Below are 16,300 nucleotides of genomic sequence, written 5' to 3'. Positions count from 1 at the left end.
GGAGGTGTTACGCGGGGCCGGACAGCACCAGCTGCGCCACGCCGGACGTGCCCTCCGTGCCCGCCGGCAGCGAGACGGTGATCGTCCCCTTGCGCAGCGCGTCGAGCTCCTCCGCGGTCAGCGCGATGGCGATCTGCGAGCCGGCCGGGGTGTCCTCGAAGCGGATGTCCATCCACCTTTGCTACCAGTCCCGGCGGTCCCCCGGAAGACCGGTGCGCCGGAGTGGGTAGTGCTCCGGGAACACGTCGGTGCCGCTCCGGTTGCACCGCACACCAGCCCTGATCCCGCACGTCGAGGAGACCCATGACCACGTTCGACCAGCCCGTCACCGCCAGCGGCACCTTCGCGCTCGGCGGGGACCTGCCCGTCCACCGGCTCGGCTACGGCGCGATGCGCATCACCGGCGACGGCATCTGGGGCCCGCCGAAGGACCCGGGGGAGGCGCTGCGCGTGCTGCGCCGCGCGGTCGAGCTCGGCGTCGACTTCCTCGACACCGCCGACAGCTACGGCCCGTACGTTTCGGAGGACCTCATCCGTGAGGCGCTGCACCCCTACGACGGCGTGGTCGTCGCCACCAAGGGCGGTCTGACGCGCAGCGGCCCCGGGGTCTGGGAGCAGGTGGCCCGGCCGGAGTACCTGCGGCAGTGCGTCGAGATGAGCCTGCGCCGCCTCGGCGTCGAGCGGATCGACCTGTGGCAGCTGCACCGGATCGACAAGCTGGTCGCGCTGGAGGACTCGCTCGGTGCGGTCAAGGAGCTGCAGCAGGCCGGCAAGATCCGGCACCTGGGCCTGTCGGAGGTGACGGTCGCCGAGATCGAGCAGGCCCGCAAGGTCGTCGAGGTGGTGTCGGTGCAGAACCTCTACAACCTCGGCAACCGCCAGTCGGAGGAGGTCCTGGAGTACTGCGAGCGGGAGGGCATCGCCTTCATCCCGTGGTACCCGGTGGCCGCCGGTGACCTGGCCAGGCCTGGGGGCCTGCTCGACGAGCTCGCCGCCGCGCACGACGCGACGCATGCGCAGCTCGCGCTCGCCTGGCTGCTGCGCCGCTCGCCGGTGATGCTGCCGATCCCGGGCACCAGCTCGGTGGTCCACCTCGAGGAGAACTGCGCCGCCGCGGGCGTCCGGCTCACCGACGAGGAGTACGCCGCGCTCACCAGGGCCGGGCAGTAGCAGCGGCGGCCGCCGGCATCCGTAGCCTCGCCGGCATGGCGCAGCTGAGGATCGGACTGGCCCAGGTGGACCCGACGGTGGGCGACCTGCCCGGCAATGCGGCGCTGGTCCGCCGCTGGACCCGGCACGCGGTCGAGCAGGGCTGTCACCTGGTCGCGTTCCCCGAGATGGTGCTGACCGGCTATCCGGCCGAGGACCTCGTGCTGCGGCACTCCTTCGTGCAGGCCAGCCTGGACGCGCTGGAGGCGCTCGCGGCGGGACTGGCCGAGGACGGCGCCGGCGACGTGGCGGTCGTCGTCGGCTACTGCGGTCGCAGCGAGACGCCCTCCCCCGCTCTCGGCCGCCCCGCGGGCGAGCCGCAGAACAGCGCGGCGGTGCTGTACGGCGGCCGGGTGGTGTCCCGCTACGCCAAGCACCACCTGCCGAACTACGGCGTCTTCGACGAGTTCCGCTACTTCGTGCGCGGGGACCGGCTGCCCGTCGTGCGGCTGCACGGCGTGGACGTCGCGACCGTGGTCTGCGAGGACCTGTGGCAGGAGGGCGGCCCGCTGAAGGTCGCCTGCTCGGCGCAGGCCGGTCTCGTCGTGTGCATCAACGGATCTCCCTACGAGCGGGGCAAGGACGACCTGCGGGCGCCGCTCGCCGCGCGGCGCGCCGCCGAGGCCGGGGCGCCCGTCGTCTACGTCAACTGCGTCGGTGGTCAGGACGAGCTGGTCTTCGACGGCGACTCCTTCGTCGTGGACGCCGCCGGCCGCGTCGTCGCCCGCGCGCCGCTCTGGGAGGAGGGCCTGATGGTCGTGGACCTGGAGGTGAGGGCCGCCTCCTCCGACGGCACCGGACCGGTCGACGCGGGCGACGGCACCACGATGGCCATCGAGCGGGTGACCCTGTCGGAGGAGCCGCTCCCCGCGTACGAGCCAGGGGTGCCGCAGGTCGCGGACCCGCTGGACGACTGCGCGGAGGTCTGGGAGGCGCTGGTCACCGCCACCCGGGACTACGTCGGGAAGAACCGCTTCCGCTCGGTGGTCCTCGGCCTGTCCGGCGGCATCGACTCGGCGCTGGTGGCGACGATCGCGCGCGACGCCCTCGGCCCGGACCGGGTGCACGTGGTCGGGATGCCGAGCCAGTGGTCGTCGGACCACTCGGTCGGCGACGCTGAGGAGCTGGCCCGCCGGCAGGGTCTGCACTGGTCGGTCGTCGCGATCGCGCCGATGGTCGACGCGTGGCTGGCGGCCGTACCGCTGACCGGGCTGTCGGTGGAGAACCTGCAGGCGCGGGTGCGCGGCACGACGCTGATGGCGCTGTCGAACGAGCACGGCCACCTGGTGCTGACGACCGGCAACAAGAGCGAGGCCGCGACCGGCTTCTCCACGCTCTACGGCGACAGCGCCGGCGGTTTCGCGCCCATCAAGGACGTGCCGAAGCTGCTGGTCTTCGAGCTGGCCCGCTGGCGCAACCGGGTCGCGGCCGAGCGCGGAGAGGTGCCGCCGATCCCGGAGAACACGATCAGCAAGCCGCCGAGCGCCGAGCTCGCACCGGGCCAGCTCGACAGCGACCGGCTGCCGGCGTACGACGTGCTCGACCCGCTGCTGGACGCGTACGTGGAGCGGGACCAGGGGCGGGCCGAGCTGCTCGCGGCGGGCTTCGAGGAGGCCACCGTCGACCGGGTCGTTCAGCTGGTGGACGCGGCGGAGTACAAGCGGCGGCAGTCGCCACCCGGACCGAAGATCACCGGCCGGGCGTTCGGGCGGGACCGCAGGCTGCCGATCACGTCGCGATGGCGCGAGGTCGCCGCACCCACGTCGGCCGAACCGGAGCAGGTCCGGCCGGAACCAGGCTGAGCCGCCGACGCCGGACTAGAGGACCGCCGTCTCGCTCTTGGCTGCCTCCGCGCGCGCGGCCTCGTCGGCGTCGGCGTGCGCCGCGGCCAGGCCGCCCTGCGCCCGCAGCGGGATCTCCTTGACCAGCAGGGTGAGGACGAAGGCGGGCAGCAACAGCAGGGCGATCACGACGAACACCGTCGACATCGAGTCGGCGAAGCCCTCGAGGACCGCCCGGCGCACGGCCTCGGGCAGCGTCGCGATGACAGAGGTGTCGTCGAACGACGAGGCCGAGTCGAAGCGGGCGACGACCTCCGGCGGGAGGCCGGCCTGGCGCGCCCGGTCCTGGATGTTGCCGACCAGCGAACCGAACAGCACGGCCAGCGACACGGCGGCGCCGAACGTCCCGCCCATCGAGCGGAAGAAGGTGACCGAACTGGTCGCCACACCCATGTCGCTCGGGGGCAGGGCGTTCTGAACGCTGATGACCAGCGTCTGCATCGACAGCCCCAGACCCATGCCCATGAGGGTCATGTAGGCCATCGCCTTCCACAGCGGGGTGTCCACTGCGAGCGTCGACATGGACATCAGCGCGAGAAACATCAGCCCGATGCCCACCACCGGCAACAGCTTGTAGCGGCCGGTGCGGCTCATCACCCTCCCCGCGATGCCGGAGGTGATGATGATGCCGACCATCAGCGGGATGAGCTGCAGACCGGCGGCGGTCGGCGACGCGCCGCGCACGATCTGCAGGTAGAGCGGCAGCACCACCAGCCCGCCGAACATGCCTGCGCCCACGAGCAGCGACGTCACGCTGGTGAGGCTGAAGACGCTGCTGGAGAAGACCCGCGGCGGCAGGATCGCCTCGTCCCCCATCCGCCGCTCCCAGCCGACGAAGGAGCCGATCGATCCGATCGACAGCGCCAGCAGGCCGACGCTCAGCGCGGAGCTCCAGCCCCAGTCGCGGCCCTTCTCGGCGACCAGCAGCAGCGGGACGACAGCGGAGGTCAGCAGCGCGGCGCCGAGATAGTCGATGCGGTGCTCGCTGGTACGCCGGGGCAGGTGCAGCGTCCTGAGCACGACGGTCATGGCGAGCAGCCCGATGGGCACGTTGAGGTAGAAGATCCAGCGCCAGCCGTCGATCCCGAGCAGCGTGGCCTGCCCGGCGAACGCCCCGCCGACGACCGGCCCGAGCACGCTGGAGACACCGAAGACGGCCATGAACCAGCCCTGGTAGCGCCCGCGCTCCCGGGGCGGCACGAGGTCGCCGACGATCGCGAAGGCCAGCGACATGAGGCCACCGGCACCGACGCCCTGGACGGCGCGGTAGGCCGCGAGCTCGTAGATGCTCTGGGCCGTCCCGCAGAGGATCGAGCCGAGCACGAAGGCGGCGATGGCGAACAGGTAGAACGGCTTACGGCCGTACTGGTCCGACAGCTTCCCGTACAGCGGCGTCGTGATCGTCGACGCGATCAGGTACGCGGTGATCACCCAGGCCTGCGCCGTCTGCCCCTCGAGCTGGTCGGCGATGGTGCGCATCGCGGTGGACACGATCGTCTGGTCCAGTGCGGCGAGGAACATGCCGAGCAGCAGCCCGGACAGGACCAGCAGGATCTGCCGGTGCGTGAGCTGCACCGGGGCGGGGGTGGTCACGTGCGCTCCTGGGGGGCGAGGGCGAGCAGGACATCGTCGACGATGCGGACGGCGAGGTCCGGTCCCGGTGGCGGGTCGTTGCGGATGAGGTTGCGGTAGACCATCGGGCCGACGATGAGGTCGGCCGCGTACTGCAGGTCGGCGTCGGCGCGGACCAGCCCCTCGTCGACGCCGCGCTGCAGGACATCGAGGAAGCGGCGGCGACGGGGGTCGAGCACCTGCTCGCGGTAGCGGCGCATCAGCTCCGGGTGCTGCACGCCGGCACCGATCAGCCGCGGAAAGATCTGCCCGGCCAGCGAGGAGTCGGACCTGCGCCGGAAGGCCTCGAGCAGCCCGACCAGCTCGTCGCGCACCCCGGCGCCCGCCACCCGTTCGGGCGGCTCGGTGAGGGACGCGACGGCCTCGATGACCAGCTGCTCCTTGCCGGCGAAGCGGCGGTAGACGCTGGCCTTGCCCACCCCCGCGGACGCGGCGACGGCCTCGATGGTGAGCGAGTCGTAGCCGCCGTCGGCCAGCAGCTGCAGGGTCGCCCGGACGATCGCCTCGTCCAGCTTGGGGTTGCGCGGCCGGCCGCTGGCCCGCGGCGCGTCGCACCCGCCGGCCGTCACGGCTGGACCCGGAGCCGTCACGGCTGCACCACGGCCGGCTCCCGCAGCTCCGCAGGCTGGCCTGGCGCCGGCGACGGCGGGCGTCCGGGCAGCCAGCGCAGCACGACCGCCGCACCGAGCAGGGCCACCAGCGCCGAGCCCGTGGCGGCGGCATGCATCGCGCCCACGAACGCCTCGACGGCGCTGGCATCGAGCTGCTCGCGAGCGGCCGGCGGTAGAGCGGCCGCCAGCAGCTGAGTGCTGCCGATCGACTCGCCGGCCAGCTCCCGCACGTCCGCGGGCAGGGCCTGCAGGGAGGGCGTGATGCCGCTGCGGTAGCTGGCGGACAGGATCGAGCCGAGCACGGCGACGCCCAACGCACCGCCCACCTGGCGCAGTGTGGTGTTCACGGCCGATCCGGCTCCGGCCCGCTCCCGCGGCAGCGTCGACATGATGGACTCGGTGGCCGGCGCGATGACGTGCGCCATCCCCGTGCCCTGCAGGAAGAGCAGCAGCAGGACCCACCAGATGTCGGTCTGCGCGTCGATCAGCCGGTAGCCGCCGAACGCGACCGTCATGGTCAGCATCCCGCCGGCGCACACCGCCTTGGCACCGAGACGGCGGACCAGCCCGGCGCTGCGCGGGGCGAAGAAGGCCAACGCCGCCGCCACGGGCAGCAGCCGCACGCCCGCCTCCAGCGGCGTGTACTCCCGCGCGTACTGCAGGTAGAAGCTGAGGAAGAAGACGGCCCCGAACAGCGCGAACATCACCAGCGTCACCGCGCCGCAGGCGGCGGAGAAGGCCGGATTGCGGAAGAGCGTGACGTCGAGCATCGGCGCGGCCGAACGCCGCTGCAGCCAGAGGAACAGCGCGAGCACGGCCAGCCCCCCGAGCAGCGGGCCGAGCACCTCGACGCTCCCCCACGCGGTCGTCTCGCCGCCCTTGATGATCCCGTAGACGAGCAGGACGAGGCCGAGGATCGACAGCACGACGCCGGCCGGGTCAAGCCCCTGGGGATCGGGGTCCTTGGACTCCGGGACGATCCACAGGATCGCGGCGAGGGCGAGCAGGACGACCGGCACGTTGACCAGGAAGACCGAGCCCCACCAGAAGTGCTCGAGCAGCAGCCCACCGGTGATCGGCCCGATGGCCACCGCCACGCCGACGAAGCCGGCCCAGATCCCGATCGCCCTGCCGCGCTCGGTCGGGTCGAAGACGTTGCTGATGATGCTCAGCGTCGACGGCAGGACAGCCGCGCCGCCGACGCCCATCAGCGCCCGGCTCGCGATCAGCTCCTGCGGGGTGGACGAGAACGCCGACAGGGCCGAGGCGATGCCGAACAGGACCAGACCGATGACCAGCGCCCGGCGCCGGCCGTAGCGGTCACCGAGCACGCCGTAGGTGAACAGCAGCCCGGCGAAGACCAGCGTGTAGGCGTTGACCGACCAGGCCAGCTCGCTCTGGCTCGCCCCCAGGTCCTGCTGGATCGTCTTCAGCGCGACGTTGAGGATCGTGTTGTCCAGCACGACGACGAGCAGGCTGAGAACCAGCGTGCCGAGGATCCACCACCGGCGGTCGTGGACCGTGCGCTGTTCCACCGGACCACCTTCCTAGACGCTGCCGTATCGCAAGTCATCCACGGTACGACGGACGGATCCCTTTCGCGGTCCGGCCGGACGTGAGGCGTGCCACAGCGACGGGCCGGGCAGGGGATGGGATGCTGGAGGGGTCCGGGGACCAGCGCCGCCACCCGAGGAGGCCGGCCCCGAGTCGCTCCCCCTGGAGGTCCGAGATGTCCGAGCTAGCGAGCCTGTACGGCGGGGTCACCAACCGCCGCGTCCGCCCCAGCGACCTGCAACGCGCCAAGGATCGCGACGAGCGCTGGGCGATGCTCACCTCCTACGACATGCTCAGCGCCGAGATCTTCGAGCAGGCAGGCATTCCCGTGCTGCTCGTCGGCGACTCGGCCGGCAACAACGTGCTCGGACATCCGACCACGGTGCCGGTCACGGTCGACGAGCTCCTGCCGATGGTGCGCGCCGTCGTCCGCTCCACCACCCGGCCCCTGGTCGTGGCGGACCTGCCGTTCGGGTCCTACCAGGGCTCGCCGGAGCAGGCGCTGCACACCGCCGTCCGGTTCCTGAAGGAGGGCGGCGCCCACGCCGTGAAGCTCGAGGGCGGCCGGCGGGTCGTCCCGCAGGTCGAGCTGCTCGTCTCCGCCGGCGCGCCGGTGATGGGCCACGTCGGCCTCACGCCGCAGTCCGAGCTGGTGACCGGACTGAAGGTGCAGGGCCGCGGCGACACCGGCGAGGCACTCGTCGCCGATGCGCTGGCTCTGCAGGAGGCCGGGGCCTTCGCCGTGGTGCTCGAAGCCGTTCCCGCTGCCCTCGCTGAGCGGGTCACCAAGGAGCTGACGATCCCGACGATCGGCATCGGGGCGGGCGCCGGCTGCGACGCGCAGGTCCTGGTGTGGACCGACATGGCCGGCCTCACCGCCGGCAAGCCGCTGACCTTCGTCAAGAGGTACGCCGACCTGCGCGCGGTGCTCGGCGAGGCGACGCGGGCGTACGCCGACGACGTGCGCGAGGGCCGGTTCCCGAGCCGGGAGCACAGCTTCGACTAGGTTCGGCCCAGCGGGTCCTCGCACAGGCATCCCTCGCCGGCCGATCTCGGTGGGGCCGGTGCACTGGGGGCCGGTGCACTGGGGGCCGGCGTCGCGGTGACTGTCCGGCGTGGTCGGCCGGGCCGGTGATGTGTGCACACGGCGCCGGGTGCGCGGCTGCGCCGCCGTCGTTGCCTGCGGGCTGCGCCACCGTCTTCCCGCCGTCGGGTCCAGCTGCTCGGACGTACGGCCGGCGCCCACCTGGGCCGGCGCCACCGGAGCCGCTGCGCACTGACCGCCACCCGACGGAGCAGGCGCACGTTCTGGCGAGCAGACGTTGCGGCACCTGGCCACGTTGCGGCACCTCGCCAGCGGGTCGTGCCGTGCCTCACCTGCCCATGATCAATGCCGGACTTCCGCTCATTCGCGGGGAGAAAAGCGTACGAAGCATGGCGTTGATCACCTCGGCGACGTGAGCTGGATCGGGCCGGGGGCCCCCGTCGCCAGCAGAACGTCACCCCGACTGGCGTGACCGGCGAGGCGATGTGAACGGGGCGGGGCGGGCGGGACGGGGCGGGATGGACGGGGGCCGGTACGGGTGCCTGACCGGTCTCAGCGGCAGTCGGGCTCGGCGAGCAGCTCGCGGATGACGTCCCCTTTGGCCTCCGCGTAATGATTCACGTCCGGCCACTCGCGCCCGGTCAGCGACCGCTTGACGTCCTCGTACCGCTGCCGGGCTGCGGGATCGGCCCTCAACCGGTCGCGTAGCCGCAATCGGGCGGCCAACTCCGGGGCGCCGTCGAGGTGCAGATGCACATTGGCGGCCGGCAGCGGCGGGGCCGCCTGCACCATCCGGTGCCCCGGCTCACGGACGCGCAGCACGTAGCCCGCGGCTTGCAGCGCCGGCAACCAATCGGCTTCACGCTCGACGTCCGGGACGACGAGCTGCACGTCGATGACCGGCTTGGCTGCGAGCTCCGGCACCGAGGTGGACCCGATGTGCTCGACCTGCATGGCACCCCCTGCTACGACCGACCGACCCGCGGCGGCAGCCCACGCCCGTTCGGACGCAGCGGGGTCAGACCTGCAGCTGCTGCTCCAGCAGCGCCCGCGCCTCGGTGAGCGACGGGCCGTACCACGTGAGATGCCGCCCGCTGACCAGTGCGGCGGGCGCCTCCGGGAACGCCTCCGGTCCGTCCTCGGCGGTGAAGGAGTACGGCTCGTCCGGCAGCACGACGAGGTCGTACGGCGGCAGGTCGGCAGGCGCGACCTTCGGGTAGCGCTCCGCCGCACCGGCCAGGATGTTGTCCACGCCCAGCCGGTGCAGCACGTCGCCGGCGAAGGTGTCGCGACCGAGCGCCATCCACGGACGTCGCCAGATCGGGACGACCGCCCGCCGGCGCCGGCCCGTCCACGGCTCGCGCCAGGCCGTACGCGCCCCGGCCAGCCACGGCGGCTCGTCCAACCCGCAGGCGGCAAGCATCCGGCCGAGGGAGCCGAGCGCGGCCGGCAGCGTCTCGGGTGCGGTGACCCATACCGCGGCACCGGCCGCGCGCAGGGCGTCGAGGTCTATCGCACGGTTCTCCTCCGCATTGGCCAGCACCAGGTCCGGCCGCAGGTCCAGGACGTCGGCCGGCCGCGGGTTCTTCGTACCGCCGACGCGGGAGACGCGGAGATCAGGGGGGTGCGAGCACCAGTCGGTGGCGCCGACCAGCAGGCCGGGGGCCGTGACGGCGACGGCCTCGGTGAGCGAGGGGACGAGGGAGACGACGCGGGCGACCCGCGCCGGCACCGCGACGGTCGCGCCGGTGTCGTCAGAGGTCGGTGATGCGGACACCCGCGTGCACCTTGTACCGGCGGTTCACCGAGATGAGGTTGGCCGTCAGCGCCTCCACCTGGTGGGCGTTGCGCAGCCGCCCCGCATAGACGCCCTTCATGCCCGGGACCAGCGCCGCGAGGGCCTGGACCAGATCGGTGGCTGTTCGGTCCTCGCCGAGCACCAACACGTCGGTGTCCACCCGGTCGACCTGCTCGTCCAGGAGCAACACCGCGCTGACGTGGTGGAAGGCCGCGACCACCCGACTGTGCGGCAGCACGGCGGCAGCCTGCTGGGCAGCGCTGCCCTCCTCGACCGTCAGCGCGTAGGCGCCGTACTGGTCGAAGCCGAGTGGGTTGACGCAGTCCACCACGATCTTGCCGGCCAGCTCGTCCACCAGCGAGGTCAGCAGCTCCTTGTGGCCGACCCAGGGCACGGCCACGATCACGACGTCGCCCTCCCGGGCCGCGCCCGCGTTGTCGGTGCCGGTCACGTCGCCGGGCAGGGTCTGCGCCGAGACCTGCGCCCGGGCCGTGTCGCGGGAGCCGAGCACCACGCGGCAGCCGGCCAGCGCGAGGCGGCGGGCGAGCCCGCGACCCTGCTCGCCGGTGCCGCCGAGGACGGCAACGACGAGGCGGGTCGGATCGGAAGCGCCGGCTGCAGTCATCCCGCGAGCATGTCAGCCGACCGACAACCAGGTGCCGCCGAGGCGACATGAACCAGCCGGTTCGGGACAGACTCCGGCCAAGGTCACGAATCGGTCACCGTCATAGAGCAGGAGTCGGCCCCGGGGTGGCGAAAGACTGGCCCGACACAGCCAGGGGCACAGCAGGAGGACGACGTGGACAGCACAGGCGGGCAGGTGCCAGCAGCTGGACGTACGGGCCTGCCGCTGTTCGGCTGCCCGGCCGCCGCCGCGGCCACGGTCCAGGACGCCGCCGCCCCGGTACCGGCCGCCGCCGGCTCCCCCCGGATCCGCGAGTTGAGCGCACTGCTCGGCGAGATCGGCAGTCTGCGCCTGTCGCTGCAGACCGACCTCACCCTCGCTGCGGCCGCACTCGAGGCCGGGGCCGACGAGCTGGCCGGCGAGCTCGTCGACGCCGACCTGAACGAGCTGTGGAGCTTTGCCGCCCGGGCCGCCGGCCACCTTGCCCGGCTCGAGGCCGGTGAGGCCGCGACCCGGCCCGAGACCGGTGCGGCCGCAACCGCGCTCGACGCCGGTGACGCCGCGACCCCGCCCGAGGCCGACGTGGCGGAGTGTCCGGCGACGGTTCCGCTGCGCAGGCGCCGCCGGCTGCTCTCTGCCGGGCCGCTCCTGGCTGCCGCCGCGGCGGTGGTGGGCTTCGTCGTCGTGGCTCCGGCGCGCAGTGCGACCGCACCCGGCACAGCCATCACGAACGCCGCCACGGCCGGTTACGAGCTGAACCGGCTGGCTCAGCTGGGAGCGACCGACGAAGAGCTGCGGGAGGCCGCCGAGGAGCTGAACGACGAGCTGGCCGCGCTGATCGCTCGAGCCGCCCACGACCCGGCTGCCGCCAGGCAGGCGCTGATGCTGCTCCAGCAGAGCTCCGACGTCCTGTCCCGACAAGGCCGCAGCGGCCTGCTACGCGGTGTGCGGGCCGAAGTCGGTGCGCTACGTGAGCGGCTGCGCGGGACCCTGCCCGCCGACCAGCGTCCCGGGGGCGAAGGCATCCACCCCTTCACGCCTGCGCTGCCGCGGGCACAGGAGCAACCCGAGAAGGAACGCCCCTCCAGGTCAGCCGGACCGAGGAGCAGCGCCGAGCCCGGTGCCACGCCCAGCCCGACGTTCAGGTCGACGCCGCCCGCGACCCCGGCGTCCGCACCGGAACCGGCCGACGAGGCGTCGCCGCAGCCGAGCAGCAGTCCGCAGGAGCCGCTGACCGAAGGCGTTCCGGGCGTCTAGCGGGCAGTTCGGGGCGTCTGGCCGCCGGGCCGGGCAGTCAGGGCGTCTGGCCGACGACGCCGCGTACGGGCCGGCCGGCAGCCTCGGCGCCCGGCTCCCGCCGGCGCAGTCGCGCCCAGACCGCCTTGCCCGGCGGCTGGGCCCGTACGCCGTGGTCGGCGGCGACCAGGTCGACCAGCAGCATGCCGCGGCCGCCCTCGTCGTCGTCCTGCGCGGTGCGTGGCGACGGCCGGCGCGGGCTGCCGTCGCGGACCGAGACGATGATGTCCCGGGGGCCGGACTCGATCTCGAGGCAGACCGGGGGCATCGCGTGCCGGACCGCGTTGGTGACCAGCTCGCTGACGATCAGCAGGACGTCGTCATGCACCTCGTCCAGCCCGAGCCGCTCGCGGCACCGTGACACAGCCGCCCTCGCCTGCGCCGGCGCCGTGCCGCCGGGCTCGAGCGGGATCCGCTCGCGGGCGCGGGGCGGGCGGTCGTCCACGTGCGCCAGCGCCTCCTCCCGGTCGGCGGCGAGCACCAGGCCCGGCAGGTCGGGCGCCTCCGCGGGGGGGCAGACGACCAGTGACGGCAACGGCCAGCCGGCAGGCAGCCGTGGCAACGCGGACAGCAACCAGCGGGCCCCGTCGGTCAGCGGCTCGACCTGCACCAGGTCGACGACGACCGCGCGCGGGTGGAGGGACAGGGCAGCGTCGACGGCGCTGAGCAGGCGGGCGGCCTCACGATCGCTCACCGGACCGAGGGCACAGAGCACCTCGACGCCATCGGTCACCTCCTGTCGCAGGAGCACGTGGTCAGCACCTCGCCGCAGTCGCTGTCAGGGAGTCAGGGCCTGCAGACGCAGGTGCTGCAACCTTGCCCGCGGACAGCGGCGGACAAAACGGACGTATCGCAGGTCTGTCCTGCCCGCAAGCCCAGATCCGTGACTACTCGACGACAGGGAGGTACACGCGTGCACCCTGCTCGGCGAACTCGGCTGATTTCTCCTTCATCCCGAGCTCCAGTGCGGCCTTCTCGTCCACCCCGTGCTCAGCCGCGTACTTCCGGACGTCCTGGCTGATCCGCATGGAGCAGAAGTGCGGCCCGCACATCGAGCAGAAGTGCGCGGTCTTGGCGGCGCCCGCCGGCAGCGTCTCGTCGTGGAAGTCACGGGCGGTCGTCGGGTCCAGGGAGAGGTTGAACTGGTCCTCCCACCGGAACTCGAAGCGCGCGTCGGACAGCGCGTCGTCCCACGCCTGCGCCCCCGGGTGGCCCTTCGCGAGATCGGCTGCGTGCGCCGCGATCTTGTACGTGATCACGCCGTCCTTGACGTCGTCGCGGTTCGGCAGGCCCAGGTGCTCCTTGGGAGTGACGTAGCAGAGCATCGCGGTGCCGTACCAGCCGATCATCGCCGCGCCGATCGCGCTGGTGATGTGGTCGTAGCCCGGCGCGATGTCGGTCGTGAGCGGGCCGAGCGTGTAGAACGGCGCCTCGGAGCAGACCTCCAGCTGGAGGTCCATGTTCTCCTTGATCTTGTTCATGGGGACGTGGCCAGGGCCCTCGACCATGACCTGGACGTCGTACTCCCAGGCGATCTTGGTCAGCTCGCCGAGGGTGCGCAGCTCGCTGAACTGCGCCTCGTCGTTGGCGTCGGCGATGCAGCCCGGCCGCAGGCCGTCGCCGAGCGAGAACGTCACGTCGTACTGCGCCATCAGCTCGCACATCTCGCGGAAGTGCGTGTAGAGGAAGTTCTCCTCGTGGTGGGCCAGGCACCACGCGGCCATGATCGAGCCGCCGCGGCTGACGATGCCGGTCTTGCGCCCGGCGGCCATCGGCACGTAGCGCAGCAGCACGCCTGCGTGCACGGTGATGTAGTCCACGCCCTGCTCGAACTGCTCGATCAGGGTGTCCCGGTAGATCTCCCAGGTGAGGTCCTCGGACTTGCCGTTGACCTTCTCCAGTGCCTGGTAGATCGGCACCGTCCCGATCGGGACGGCGCTGTTGCGCAGGATCCACTCGCGGGTGGTGTGGATGTTGCGGCCGGTCGACAGGTCCATGACGGTGTCGGCACCCCACCGGGTCGCCCACGTCATCTTGTCGACCTCCTCCTCGATGGAGGACGCGACGGCGCTGTTGCCGATGTTGGCGTTGATCTTGACGAGGAAGCCGCGGCCGATCGCCATCGGCTCCACCTCGGTGTGGTTCACGTTGACCGGTACGACGGCGCGACCGCGGGCGACCTCGTCCCGCACGAACTCCGGCGCGAGCCCCTCGCGCAGCGCGACGAACTCCATCTCGGGCGTGACCTGTCCGCGCCGGGCGTACGCCATCTGTGTCACGGTCCTGCCCTGGACCGCGCGGCGCGGCGTGCGGCCGGCCTGCTCGAAGACGCTGTCCAGGTTGCGGTGGTCGTGACTCTTCAGCCCGTTGTCGACCGGCTGCACCGGGCGACCGGTGTAGGCCTCGGTATCGCCCCGCTCGGTGATCCAGTCCCTGCGCAGCGCCGGCAGACCGAGCCGCACGTCGGTACGCAGCCCGGGGTCGGTGTACGGGCCGGAGGTGTCGTAGAGGACGACCGAGTCGCCGGTGGTGAGCACCACTTCGCGCATCGGGATGCGCAGGTCCGGCCGGCTGCCCTGCAGGTAGGTCTTGCGCGAGCCGGGGAAGGGCGTGCCCGGTCCGTCGGTGGAGGTGGCTGTGGTGGTCGATGCGGGGCTGTCGACAACGGTCATGAGGGGTTCCTCCCTACGCCGGTGCTCCACCTCGGGTGGGCCGGATCAGGTGCGAACGGTCGACGGCCGGTCCTGCCGCCCTCTCAGCCTCGGCGCGAGGCTCCCGCGGGTCGCCCCCGACACTACGGGACCGCGCCGGATCTGGGGCACCATGAGGGGGTGCGAGAGGTGGCGGTCCGCGACGACGGCATCCGGCTGGGGCAGCTGCTCAAGCTGGCCGGGCTGGTCGACCAGGGCTCGGACGTGCGGCCGTTGCTGGAGCAGGGCGTCGTCACCGTCGGCGGGCGGCTCGAACAGCGCCGCGGGCGGCAGCTCAGGAAGGGCGACGTCGTCGCGGTGCGCGAGGAGAAGGTCCGGCTGGTCTAGATGATCGGTTCCAAGCGGCGCCGAGGAGAACTCTGCATGCGCCGCGCGACGAGGGGTCGGGTTGTTGAGGCCGCAATGGAGCTCGCCCCGGAGGGCGAGGAGAACCTGAACGACTAACTAACCACTGGGCAGATGCCCCTCGGGCAGTCCGATCTACCGCCCGCCGGACCCGCATCCGACACCCCGGCGCGTGCGCTGCCGAGCCAGCAACCGGAAGAACAGCAGCCGGAAGATGAACAGCCGGTTGCGCCACTCGATGAGTACCAGGAGCGCTCTAGCGCGCGGACGACGCACGCCGCAGATGACCAATGGCGCGCCACATACCGACCGCGACCAGGAACAGGATCAACACCTTGCCCCACGACGTCTCCCACTCGTCCAACGCGACGCTGACGACCGCCGCGAGCAGAACAAGCGCTCCAAGCACGAGCACCACCCATGCAGCCAGCCGCGGTAGATGAGCTTGGACGCTGGACCAGACGGCCTCCACGACGCGGGGATCGACAGCGAACACGTCCTCCTGCAAGAAGTAGTCGGAACCTGAGGTACCACTACTTCCAAGAACAGCTACTTCAAGCTTGGAGGTGTGGGATGTCGGGTGCCGACGGTGGCGGTGTCAGATCCGCCGCGGTCCTGGAACGACGGCGCAGCAAGATCGCGGCCGAGATCGTCGAACTCGGACTGCCGCTACCGGGCAGCCTGGCCTCACGACGAACCCGCTGCGGCAACACCGGCTGCCGCTGCCACGCCGACCCGCCTCAGCTACATGGCCCCTACCTGACCCGGACCCGTTACGCCCACTGCTGGACAACGCCCGCCGGCTCAAGCAACTCGTCGCAGAGCTCGAAGCCCTCGCCCTGACCAAGATCGAAAAGACATGATCCTTTAGCGCCTATCTGCGCGAACTCTTACGGACGGCAGGGACGACTCGCGGACCATGCCGCCATGGAGCTCGCCCCGGAGGGCGAGGAGAACCCGTCCTGCTCGCCGGACTGGTGCTGCTGCTCGCCACCTGCCGCAATGGAGCTCGCCCCGGAGGGCGAGGAGAACAAGCCGGTCGTCGCCGAGGGCCGCGCCACCCTGTACGGGCCGCAATGGAACTCGCCCCGGAGGGCGAGGAGAACCTGCGGAAGCTCGGGCCGCGCATGCCGCGGTCGTTGTCGCCGCAATGGAGCTCGCCCCGGAGGGCGAGGAGAACGTGGTGAGTTGCTCGCCGTGCAGCGCGGCAGGGACAGGGCCGCAATGGAGCTCGCCCCGGAGGGCGAGGAGAACCATGCAGCGGCGACATACTCCTCGGCCGAGGCGTCGCCGCAATGGAGCTCGCCCCGGAGGGCGAGGAGAACGTGCGGATCATGGTCGGCGATGCCGACTTCCAGGACGTGCCGCAATGGAGCTCGCCCCGGAGGGCGAGGAGAACGGGTCACCAGCCGCTTCGTGCCGACGGCGTGCTTCGCGCCGCAATGGAGCTCGCCCCGGAGGGCGAGGAGAACCGCTCGCCGATTCTACGGCCTCTGAACAGCAACTTTGCGAGCTTCTGCGAGCGCTCGATCGAAACTGGTCTTCTGGCCCCTAATGGAGTTGACAAGTTACACCCGAAAAAGGGCTCTGACCTGCGCGCGAGGGCTCGAGCGTGAGCGAGGATCAACCTCAG

General features: G+C 72.0%; 15 protein-coding genes and 1 CRISPR repeat array. Of the genes, 5 read left to right on the top strand and 10 right to left on the bottom strand.

The window, feature by feature from the left end; genetic code table 11:
- Positions 1 to 7 precede the first annotated feature (7 nt).
- Entirely contained in the window at positions 8 to 172 is a 165-nt protein-coding gene (locus tag WD794_02185) for a hypothetical protein (GenBank protein MEX2289120.1), read from the bottom strand.
- Between the two features lie 131 nt (positions 173 to 303).
- Here WD794_02185 and WD794_02180 point away from each other — a divergent pair, with 131 nt between their 5' ends.
- Together WD794_02180 and WD794_02175 are read left to right on the top strand one after the other, a co-directional pair.
- Positions 304 to 1,170: an aldo/keto reductase gene (locus WD794_02180; GenBank protein ID MEX2289119.1), complete on the top strand. Its 867-nt coding sequence runs from the start codon at positions 304 to 306 to the stop codon at positions 1,168 to 1,170.
- 35 nt (positions 1,171 to 1,205) lie between these two features.
- Complete coding sequence (locus WD794_02175) at positions 1,206 to 3,011, top strand: NAD+ synthase (protein ID MEX2289118.1); 1,806 nt, start codon at positions 1,206 to 1,208, stop codon at positions 3,009 to 3,011.
- A gap of 15 nt (positions 3,012 to 3,026) precedes the next feature.
- On the opposite strand, the gene WD794_02170 is transcribed toward WD794_02175, so the two are convergent.
- From WD794_02170 to WD794_02160, 3 genes are read right to left on the bottom strand one after another with little or no spacing between them, the layout of a single operon-like run.
- Positions 3,027 to 4,643, bottom strand: a complete 1,617-nt coding sequence (locus WD794_02170; protein MEX2289117.1) for an MDR family MFS transporter — start codon at positions 4,641 to 4,643, stop codon at positions 3,027 to 3,029.
- On the bottom strand, positions 4,640 to 5,272 hold the full coding sequence (locus WD794_02165; GenBank protein ID MEX2289116.1) for a TetR/AcrR family transcriptional regulator: 633 nt from the start codon (positions 5,270 to 5,272) through the stop codon (positions 4,640 to 4,642). Before WD794_02165 ends, WD794_02170 begins: the two co-directional genes overlap by 4 nt.
- Positions 5,269 to 6,828 (bottom strand): DHA2 family efflux MFS transporter permease subunit, encoded by a 1,560-nt coding sequence (locus WD794_02160; protein ID MEX2289115.1) that lies wholly within the window; start codon positions 6,826 to 6,828, stop codon positions 5,269 to 5,271. Before WD794_02160 ends, WD794_02165 begins: the two co-directional genes overlap by 4 nt.
- A gap of 194 nt (positions 6,829 to 7,022) precedes the next feature.
- Here WD794_02160 and panB point away from each other — a divergent pair, with 194 nt between their 5' ends.
- Positions 7,023 to 7,853, top strand: coding sequence for a 3-methyl-2-oxobutanoate hydroxymethyltransferase (gene panB, locus WD794_02155; GenBank protein ID MEX2289114.1), 831 nt, complete (start codon positions 7,023 to 7,025; stop codon positions 7,851 to 7,853).
- Positions 7,854 to 8,444: 591 nt separating this feature from the next.
- Here the strand turns inward: panB and WD794_02150 are convergent.
- The 3 genes from WD794_02150 to npdG are packed head-to-tail and all read right to left on the bottom strand — an operon-like array spanning position 8,445 to position 10,315.
- The gene (locus WD794_02150) at positions 8,445 to 8,978 is read right to left on the bottom strand and encodes a GrpB family protein (protein ID MEX2289113.1); all 534 of its coding nucleotides are present in this window, start codon (positions 8,976 to 8,978) and stop codon (positions 8,445 to 8,447) included.
- Positions 8,911 to 9,669, bottom strand: a complete 759-nt coding sequence (locus WD794_02145; GenBank protein ID MEX2289112.1) for a helical backbone metal receptor — start codon at positions 9,667 to 9,669, stop codon at positions 8,911 to 8,913. The genes WD794_02150 and WD794_02145 overlap by 68 nt, the downstream gene beginning before the upstream one ends.
- On the bottom strand, positions 9,647 to 10,315 hold the full coding sequence (gene npdG / locus WD794_02140; protein ID MEX2289111.1) for an NADPH-dependent F420 reductase: 669 nt from the start codon (positions 10,313 to 10,315) through the stop codon (positions 9,647 to 9,649). The genes WD794_02145 and npdG overlap by 23 nt, the downstream gene beginning before the upstream one ends.
- 174 nt (positions 10,316 to 10,489) lie before the next feature.
- Here npdG and WD794_02135 point away from each other — a divergent pair, with 174 nt between their 5' ends.
- A complete protein-coding gene (locus WD794_02135; GenBank protein MEX2289110.1) occupies positions 10,490 to 11,572 on the top strand; it encodes a hypothetical protein in 1,083 nt (360 codons plus the stop codon).
- 37 nt (positions 11,573 to 11,609) lie between these two features.
- Here WD794_02135 and WD794_02130 read toward each other — a convergent pair whose 3' ends face one another.
- On the bottom strand, positions 11,610 to 12,362 hold the full coding sequence (locus WD794_02130) for an ATP-binding protein (GenBank protein MEX2289109.1): 753 nt from the start codon (positions 12,360 to 12,362) through the stop codon (positions 11,610 to 11,612).
- 136 nt (positions 12,363 to 12,498) lie between these two features.
- Entirely contained in the window at positions 12,499 to 14,283 is a 1,785-nt protein-coding gene (gene thiC / locus WD794_02125) for a phosphomethylpyrimidine synthase ThiC (protein ID MEX2289108.1), read from the bottom strand.
- Positions 14,284 to 14,442: 159 nt separating this feature from the next.
- Between thiC and WD794_02120 the strand changes: the two genes are divergently transcribed.
- A complete protein-coding gene (locus tag WD794_02120) occupies positions 14,443 to 14,649 on the top strand; it encodes an RNA-binding S4 domain-containing protein (GenBank protein ID MEX2289107.1) in 207 nt (68 codons plus the stop codon).
- A 274-nt stretch (positions 14,650 to 14,923) separates the two neighbouring features.
- On the opposite strand, the gene WD794_02115 is transcribed toward WD794_02120, so the two are convergent.
- Positions 14,924 to 15,163 carry a hypothetical protein gene (locus WD794_02115; protein ID MEX2289106.1) on the bottom strand — a complete coding sequence of 80 codons (240 nt, stop codon included), beginning with the start codon at positions 15,161 to 15,163 and terminating at the stop codon, positions 14,924 to 14,926.
- 425 nt (positions 15,164 to 15,588) lie between these two features.
- A CRISPR array of direct repeats spans positions 15,589 to 16,139; the repeat unit is 36 nt; unit sequence GCCGCAATGGAGCTCGCCCCGGAGGGCGAGGAGAAC.
- Positions 16,140 to 16,300: the final 161 nt, after the last annotated feature.

The sequence above is a fragment of the Mycobacteriales bacterium genome (assembly GCA_040902655.1).
In the GTDB taxonomy this organism is placed as follows: Bacteria; Actinomycetota; Actinomycetes; order Mycobacteriales; family SCTD01; genus SCTD01.
Note: the sequence above shows the minus strand (reverse complement) of the source record. Positions and strands in the feature narration are given on the sequence as shown.

What these genes read in the sequence shown, in the direction of transcription:
- WD794_02185 (MEX2289120.1), bottom strand. Translation starts at nt 172, where the DNA reads ATGGACATCCGCTTCGAGGACACCCCGGCCGGCTCGCAGATCGCCATC.
- WD794_02180 (MEX2289119.1), top strand. Translation starts at nt 304, where the DNA reads ATGACCACGTTCGACCAGCCCGTCACCGCCAGCGGCACCTTCGCGCTC.
- WD794_02175 (MEX2289118.1), top strand. Translation starts at nt 1,206, where the DNA reads ATGGCGCAGCTGAGGATCGGACTGGCCCAGGTGGACCCGACGGTGGGC.
- panB (MEX2289114.1), top strand. Translation starts at nt 7,023, where the DNA reads ATGTCCGAGCTAGCGAGCCTGTACGGCGGGGTCACCAACCGCCGCGTC.
- npdG (MEX2289111.1), bottom strand. Translation starts at nt 10,315, where the DNA reads ATGACTGCAGCCGGCGCTTCCGATCCGACCCGCCTCGTCGTTGCCGTC.
- thiC (MEX2289108.1), bottom strand. Translation starts at nt 14,283, where the DNA reads ATGACCGTTGTCGACAGCCCCGCATCGACCACCACAGCCACCTCCACC.